The sequence below is a fragment of the Oleiphilus sp. HI0132 genome, from assembly GCF_001635845.1.
This window is the reverse complement of record NZ_LWGJ01000369.1, coordinates 1-7105: the sequence shown is the minus strand read 5'-3', so window position 1 is coordinate 7105 and position 7105 is coordinate 1. Positions and strand designations below refer to the sequence as shown.

Annotated in this window: 8 protein-coding genes; 1 reads left to right on the top strand and 7 read right to left on the bottom strand. The window is 45.3% G+C overall.

Annotated elements, in window-relative coordinates:
• Positions 1-99 precede the first annotated feature (99 nt).
• The 6 genes from hyi to ftsY all read right to left on the bottom strand — a co-directional run bounded on the left by hyi (position 100) and on the right by ftsY (position 5891).
• A complete protein-coding gene (gene hyi / locus A3766_RS04550; RefSeq protein WP_068506576.1) occupies positions 100-882 on the bottom strand; it encodes a hydroxypyruvate isomerase in 783 nt (260 codons plus the stop codon).
• A gap of 33 nt (positions 883-915) precedes the next feature.
• Positions 916-1797 carry an NAD(P)-dependent oxidoreductase gene (locus A3766_RS04545; RefSeq protein WP_068506579.1) on the bottom strand — a complete coding sequence of 294 codons (882 nt, stop codon included), beginning with the start codon at positions 1795-1797 and terminating at the stop codon, positions 916-918.
• A 58-nt stretch (positions 1798-1855) separates the two neighbouring features.
• Positions 1856-2710, bottom strand: coding sequence for an RNA polymerase sigma factor RpoH (rpoH, locus tag A3766_RS04540; RefSeq protein ID WP_068506581.1), 855 nt, complete (start codon positions 2708-2710; stop codon positions 1856-1858).
• 228 nt (positions 2711-2938) lie between these two features.
• Positions 2939-3907 carry a permease-like cell division protein FtsX gene (gene ftsX, locus A3766_RS04535; protein WP_068506583.1) on the bottom strand — a complete coding sequence of 323 codons (969 nt, stop codon included), beginning with the start codon at positions 3905-3907 and terminating at the stop codon, positions 2939-2941.
• Positions 3907-4590, bottom strand: coding sequence for a cell division ATP-binding protein FtsE (gene ftsE / locus A3766_RS04530; protein WP_068506585.1), 684 nt, complete (start codon positions 4588-4590; stop codon positions 3907-3909). Before ftsE ends, ftsX begins: the two co-directional genes overlap by 1 nt.
• A 47-nt stretch (positions 4591-4637) precedes the next feature.
• Positions 4638-5891 (bottom strand): signal recognition particle-docking protein FtsY, encoded by a 1254-nt coding sequence (ftsY, locus tag A3766_RS04525; RefSeq protein WP_068641791.1) that lies wholly within the window; start codon positions 5889-5891, stop codon positions 4638-4640.
• Positions 5892-6053: 162 nt separating this feature from the next.
• Between ftsY and rsmD the strand changes: the two genes are divergently transcribed.
• Positions 6054-6713: a 16S rRNA (guanine(966)-N(2))-methyltransferase RsmD gene (rsmD, locus tag A3766_RS04520; RefSeq protein ID WP_082865499.1), complete on the top strand. Its 660-nt coding sequence runs from the start codon at positions 6054-6056 to the stop codon at positions 6711-6713.
• Position 6714: 1 nt separating this feature from the next.
• Here rsmD and A3766_RS04515 read toward each other — a convergent pair.
• Positions 6715-7105, bottom strand: a 391-nt coding sequence (locus A3766_RS04515; RefSeq protein ID WP_197479318.1) for a transposase, incomplete at its 5' end; no start/stop codon positions are given.

Sequence of the window (7105 nt, the reverse complement as noted above, 5' to 3'; positions counted from 1 at the left end):
AATCTATACCTTGCGTTAAAGCGCTATCTGCCTTTTGCAGTGAATATAAATATATAAACTTAGTGGATTTATATAACCAGTTAAATGTTCGTAACCCGCTTACTTATTGCTTTGGGAAAGCCATGAGAGTGAGGCGTCAGTGGTAGATGATGGTATATATTCGGCGCTGATATAGCCTGAGTAATTAAGCCTATCAAGTGCTTTGAAGATCTGCGAGAAGTTAAGCTCGCCGGTACCTGGCTCGTGTCGGCCGGGGTTATCGGCAAACTGGATATGGCCGATCTGGGCTTGGGCAGATCCTATCTTACGGATAATATCGCCATGCATGATTTGCATATGATAGATATCAAACTGGATCTTTACATTTTCTTCATTGACGTCCTCGAGTAGCTGCAGAGCTTTGTCTAATGTATCAATTATGAACCCAGGCATATCAACTTTACTGTTAATTGCTTCAACCATCAGTGTTATATTTTTTCTGGCAAGCGCTTGGGCAGCATATTTGACGTTAGCAACAAGTTTTTGCCAGTGTTGCTCGTCACTACAGTCAGGCTGTTTTAAACCTGATAAGCAATTAATCTGCTTAACCCCAAGTGTTTGCGCATATTCCAGCGCTGTTTCGAGCCCTTGTTTGAATTCATCCTCACGTCCGGGTAAGCCGGCGATACCTCTCTCTCCTGCATCCCAATTACCAGGCGGGAGATTGAATAGCACTTGTTCTAGCCCGTTAGCATCGAGTGCCTCGGCAAGTTCTTTAGCGGGCCATTGATAGGGAAATAAGTACTCAACGTACTTAAAACCGGCTTTTGAGGCAGCCTCAAAGCGACTCATAAAAGGAAGTTCGGTAAATAGCATAGTGAGATTGGCGGCGAACTTGGGCATGCTTATATCCTTGCGATGAGTTTGCTAAAACACTTAACTAGTAGATTTCAGTTGAGTCTGGTTCATATGTTCTAGCTCAAGCAGTAGGCCGCTATGGTCGACATTTTCATTGCCATTAGCAACCAGAGATAGATAAGACTCATAAGTACGCTGAGATAGGGGCAGTGTCAGACCTTCGTTTCGCGCTTCATCAAGTATAGTTTTCAGGTCTTTAAGCTGGACACGAGAGGTCGCGCCTGGCTCAAAGTTTCGCTCTAGCATTCTTTGTCCATGTAATTCGAGAATACGGCTGGCAGCAAAGCCTCCACTTAGGGCTTCTCGTACGGCTTCAGGGTCCGCACCACCTTCGGAGGCTAATAACAGTGCTTCTGATACGGCGCCAATTGTGATGCCGACAATCGCTTGATTGGCCAGTTTGCATAGCTGGCCACTTCCGGTATCACCAATGTAAGTAGACTTCCCAAATGCCTGGAAGAGCTCTTGTGCTCGTTCGAATTGCTGCTTATCACCACCCGCCATAACAGATAAGGTGGCCGCCTGAGCACCTGCTGTACCGCCGGAAACTGGCGCATCCAGATAGTGACACTGATGCTGCTTTGCTAACTGGGCGTGCTTGCGAGCGGTAGAAGGCGGAATTGAGCTCATGTCGATAAATAAGCTATTCGGCTTCGCGCTTTGATAAGCTTGTGACTGATAGATAACCTGATCGACAATATCGCCATTTTCCAACATGCTGATAATAATTTCTGCTTGGCTAATCGCCTCGGCGGCGCTTGCACAAAGTTCGGCTTTATCGGCGAAATCTGCCATCTTCTCGGCAGTTCTATTCCATAGCAATAATTCGAAACCGGCATCCAGTAACTTTTGTGTCATTGGGTAGCCCATCAGGCCGATCCCAAGAAATGCGATCTTCATCTTTTCTCCTAAAACGAAAAAACCGCCCAAGTAGGCGGTTTATATATCGAGCCAAACCTTAATCTTCGATTAGGGCTTTAACCTTCTTCATTGCATTTTTTTCTAGTTGTCGAATACGTTCTGCAGAAACGCCGTACTCATCAGCGAGTTCATGCAAAGTCTTTTTATCTTCGGTCAACCAGCGCTTGGATAGAATATCGAAACTGCGTTCATCCAGAGTTTTTAAGGCTTCGTGTAAACGGGAATTTGCGTATTCAGTGCTGTCCAGCTTTTCCAGTCGACGAGCCGGGTTATGGCTATGATCTTCAATGAAATTAGCGGGAGCCTGATATGCGCTATCTTCGTCATCATCGGCGCCCATGTCGAAAGATGCATCGTGAGCACTTAAGCGACCTTCCATTTCTCGTACGACTTTTGGTTCTACACCGAGGTTCTCAGCTACGTCCTGAACTTCTTTATGAGTGAACCAAGCTAAACGTTTTTTGTTGCTGCGCAAATTGAAGAACATTTTACGCTGAGCTTTAGTCGTCGCAATTTTAACGATGCGCCAGTTTCGTAGAATGAACTCGTGAATTTCTGCCTTGATCCAATGTACAGCAAAAGAAACCAGGCGAACGCCATACTCAGGGTTAAAACGCTTAACAGCTTTCATCAAGCCTACGTTACCTTCCTGAATAAGGTCTGCCTGAGCCAAACCGTAGCCGGCATAGCTTTTAGCAATATGAATAACAAAGCGAAGATGAGACATAACCATATGGCGTGCAGCTTCAAGATCGTGTTCATCATGTAAACGATCAGCAAGCTTGCGTTCTTCTTCAACGCTCAGAATAGGGATACCATTCACGGCCTGAATGTATGACTCCAGGTTTGCGCCCGGGGTAAGCATATCTACGGGCTGTAAGCTTGTACCCATAATAAAACCTCCAACATTTATTCCGTAAGAATTTTAGTGTTCAATATTTTGCTCTGCTCAAATTTAGACAGCAGAACAAAGAAAAAGTTCCATACAGAAAAATTGTACATATATTAAGCAATCATAAAGTATTCTAAAGGGAGAAAAAAGAGTACTACTTTGAAAATTACTGTTGCAGAGACAAGATTAATAAAACTTAAGACTCAGCAATATAGGATTTCTACTTGATTAACTTGGTTCAATATCATCCAAATGTTTGCGTACTGCAAGCCAAGAGCTAAACCAGCCCAGCCCTGTCCCTATTAAGAATAACAATAGTGTAGATTCAAAACTCAGTGATGACAAACTAAAAGTGCTTTGATATGAGCTGGCCAATGCCTCAACCGGGCCATTAAGAATAGCGGTAATGATAATAAGCAGTATCCAGGCAACTAGACTGGCGCCAAAACCAAATAATACACCCATATATAGAAAGGGCCTACGAACGAAACCATCTGTTCCGCCAACGAGTTTAATTACAATAATTTCTTCTTTTTTGTTCTCGATTGCTAGGCGAATGGTATTCCCTAGCACCAGAATAACAACCAGTGCGAGCATTATTCCGATAACGCTTACTGCTTGCTGAAGCATATTAATGATCGACTGAAGCCGCTTTACCCAAACCACATCGAGTATCGCACTTTCGATTTCAGGAAGAGTAATTAGAGCATCTTTGAGCTGCTCAATATGCTCAATCGTATTTAGAGCATCTGATGGGCGAACAATAATGACATGCGGCAAGGGGTTGCTGTCTAAGTAGTCGATTGCATCGGCAAACTCGAAGCGTTCTTTAAAATTGCTCAGCGCGCTATCGTTATCGATAAACTGGCTGCTGGTGATACTCTTTCTTTTTGCAATATCGTCAGCAAGCCTTTGTCCATCAATAAGCGGCACGCCCTTTTTAAGTAGGAGCGTTATTTGTGCGCTGCCATCCCAATCTTCACCTAGTGATTCAATATTGCTTAAAAGGCTAGTCAACAAAGCTGGCAGAACCAGAGCTATGCCGAGCACTGCACAGGTAAAGAGACTGGCAATGGGTGTTTTTAGCAATGACAGCAGAGTCGCCTTAGCCACCTTTTTATGGTGTTCTATATAGTGGTTTGCAGCACTTGGCGGAGGAGCAGGTCGAGCGCCTGAAGATTTGGGTAGCTCAGCCATTAGTCATCTGCTCCGGCAAATTGAGAACGTGAGTCGATCAGACTTCCTTGCTGAAGCGAGATTACGCGATAGTGCATATGATGAATCAATGCCAAGTCGTGGCTCGCTATCAGTACCGTGACGCCGACTTGATTGAACTCGCTAAACAAGTTCATGATTTCGGCTGAAAGCTCGGGGTCGAGGTTTCCGGTTGGTTCATCGGCTAACAAAACGGGAGGTTTATTGACAACGGCTCTGGCAATACCGATACGCTGTTGTTCACCGCCTGAGAGCTGAATGGGTGTCATTTTCTCTTTTGAAAGCAAACCGACTTTATCTAATGCGGCACGTACGCGACGCCCGATATCGCGCGGGTTCATTCCCGAAATTTCTAGGGGAAGCGCAACGTTGTCGTAAACACTGCGATCAAATAACAAGCGATGATTTTGAAAAACAACGCCGACATGACGCCGGTAATAAGGAATTTGCCGCTTTGGGATGCGCATAAGGTCTTGCTCACCCACAGTGACCTTTCCTTCACTGGCTCTTTCCATCAACATAATCAGCTTAAGCAGTGTACTTTTACCTGCGCCGGAATGGCCTGTTAAAAATGCCATTTCACCACGCGCCATTGAAAAGCTTACGTCATTAAGTGCTTCATGGCCGTCGCTATAACGCTTGGTGACATTCTCAAAATGTATCATTATTTAGTAGGCCTATTGATTTAAGCTGAGATCTTATCGACAGAGATTTATGCTTGTTCGTCGAATAAAGCAGCAACAAACTCATCCGCCTCAAAGGGGCGTAAATCATCTATTTGCTCACCAACACCAATAAAGCGAATCGGTAGGCCTAACTGTTTAGCGATAGCGAAAATGATCCCGCCTTTTGCCGTACCGTCCAGCTTGGTTAAGCTGATACCACTTACACCAACTGCTTGTTGGAATACTTGGGCTTGGCTTAGTGCGTTTTGGCCTGTACCGGCATCGAGAACCAACATCACTTCGTGGGGGGCGGTATCGTCAACTTTCTGCATAACTCGGACAACTTTTTCAAGCTCGCTCATTAGGTTGTCTTTGTTTTGAAGGCGGCCAGCGGTATCGGCGATTAGAATATCAACCCCTTTAGACTTAGCCGATTCAACTGCATCGAATATGACTGATGCACTGTCGGCGCCGGTGTGTTGGGCAACAACAGGCACATTGTTGCGCTCACCCCAAACCTGTAGCTGTTCAACTGCTGCAGCTCTGAAGGTATCGCCTGCTGCTAACATGACAGAATGTCCCTGGCTCTGGAAACGCTTGGCCATTTTGCCAATAGTGGTTGTTTTACCCACGCCGTTGACACCCACAACAAGAATGACAAAAGGAGAGTCACCAGTCTTTATTTCTAAAGGTGAATGGCTAGCTTTAAGCAGCCCGCTTAGTTCGTCCTTGAGTACAGCGTGCAGGCTATCGGCGTCCTTCAGTTCTTTTCGGTCGGCACTTTCGGTAATTTTATTGATAATTTCAGAAGTCGCTTCAATACCAACGTCAGCAGTTAGAAGTAGTGTTTCTATATCTTCAAGCAGCTCGTCGTCGATCTGCTTTTTGCCCATGATGAGTTCGCTTAAACCACCCGATAGGCGGCCTCGTGTGCGGCTCAAGCCAGACTTAATTCTGCCAAAAAAGCTTTTTGGCTCTGGCTCTGGCTCTGGCTCTGGCTCTGGCTCAGGTGCTGGTTCCGGTTCTGGCTCTGGCTCTGGCTCTGGCTCTGGCTCTGGCTCAGGTGCTGGTTCCGGTTCTGGTTTTGGCGCTGGTGTTGGTTCAGGCTCAGGTGCTGCTTCCGGTTCGGCTGAAGTCAGCGCAGACTCATTCAGCGGGCGAACCGTTTTAGTTTCGGGGTGTGCTTGGCGCTCAACCTTCTTTGGTTTGGTTTGGTTATGTCTGGCGCGAATCAGATCGATTGCTATTAGGAGTGCAATGACGCCAAGGGTGACCAAAGAGTATAAAATTTCTGTTTGCATAATATGAACAACTTAAGGTATTTGATTCATGCCGTTATAATTTCTCTTTGAAAAAGATCGCAACGGCGAGGCTAAAATTCACTTACAATGCACGGATCCGTCTAAACAAGCGAGCTTTTTCGAGTGCTTTGGATAATATGCATGACATAACAGGAAATTCTAATGCCAGCCAGGATTAAAAAAAACCATCGAGGACAAAAATCTCGGCCATATGGTAAAAATAATCGTATAGATAGCTCGCAAACGGGCTCTTTTCGCATTATTGGCGGTGAATGGCGTAGTCGTCGATTAAACTTTCCGGCGCTTGAAGGTCTTCGCCCAACGACAGACCGAGTGAAAGAGACGGTGTTTAATTGGTTAATGCCTTATCTACCCGGCGCCCGAGTATTGGATTTATTTGCTGGCAGTGGTTCTTTAGGCCTCGAGGCGCTTTCACGCGGCGCTGGTGAGCTATGCTCTATTGAGAAAAGTAGTCAGGCAGCCTCGAGCCTTAAGGAAAACTACGCGCTATTAGGGGGGGCTGCTGAGCGAGCTGTGGTGGAGTGCCTCGACGCATTGACTTGGCTTCAAGCGAGTCCAAAACAACAGGGTGCCTTTGATATACTCTTTCTCGATCCACCCTTTCGCAAAGGCTTACTTACAGAGACTTTAGCACTTATCGAGGAGTCAGAGATACTCGCTAAAGGGGCGGTGATTTATCTGGAGCAGGAAAAAGAAGGCGTTTTACCTGCAATTCCGAAAGATTGGCAACTGATGAAAGAAAAGGTCGCCGGGCAAGTCAGTTATCAATTGTATCAACGACAAGCTAGCGACCAGATCTGATCTAGGCTTTTGCAGCACTTAGAGAGTAATGTCTTAAACTTTTGGCAAATTCTTCGAGGCTTTCGATGCCGCTTTTTTCAGCTTGTTTACACCATTCAGAAAGCTCGTTTAACTTTTCTTGAAAGCGGCTACCGGGGTGTTTTTTCCAAATATCTTGAAGAGCCTGGCTCATCTCATAAATGGTCTTGATCATCACGTCGTGGTCAAGCATTTCATTGATTCGGCTTTTCTCAGTACTTTTAACCAAATTTTCTTCTCTAACGAGAAGCTTCTTGGCCTTTTTAAACATAATTTTTTCTTGTTCCTGCATCTTGGCTTTTTGTGCTTGGATAACCGGAATCATGACATTCTTATGGTATTGGGATAAAACATAAAAGCGATTGTGGATAATT

Excerpts from the sequence above, each read along its gene's own strand:
- hyi (WP_068506576.1), bottom strand. The coding sequence starts at position 882 with ATGCCCAAGTTCGCCGCCAATCTCACTATGCTATTTACCGAACTTCCT.
- A3766_RS04545 (WP_068506579.1), bottom strand. The coding sequence starts at position 1,797 with ATGAAGATCGCATTTCTTGGGATCGGCCTGATGGGCTACCCAATGACA.
- rpoH (WP_068506581.1), bottom strand. The coding sequence starts at position 2,710 with ATGGGTACAAGCTTACAGCCCGTAGATATGCTTACCCCGGGCGCAAAC.
- ftsX (WP_068506583.1), bottom strand. The coding sequence starts at position 3,907 with ATGGCTGAGCTACCCAAATCTTCAGGCGCTCGACCTGCTCCTCCGCCA.
- ftsE (WP_068506585.1), bottom strand. The coding sequence starts at position 4,590 with ATGATACATTTTGAGAATGTCACCAAGCGTTATAGCGACGGCCATGAA.
- ftsY (WP_068641791.1), bottom strand. The coding sequence starts at position 5,891 with ATGCAAACAGAAATTTTATACTCTTTGGTCACCCTTGGCGTCATTGCA.
- rsmD (WP_082865499.1), top strand. The coding sequence starts at position 6,054 with ATGCCAGCCAGGATTAAAAAAAACCATCGAGGACAAAAATCTCGGCCA.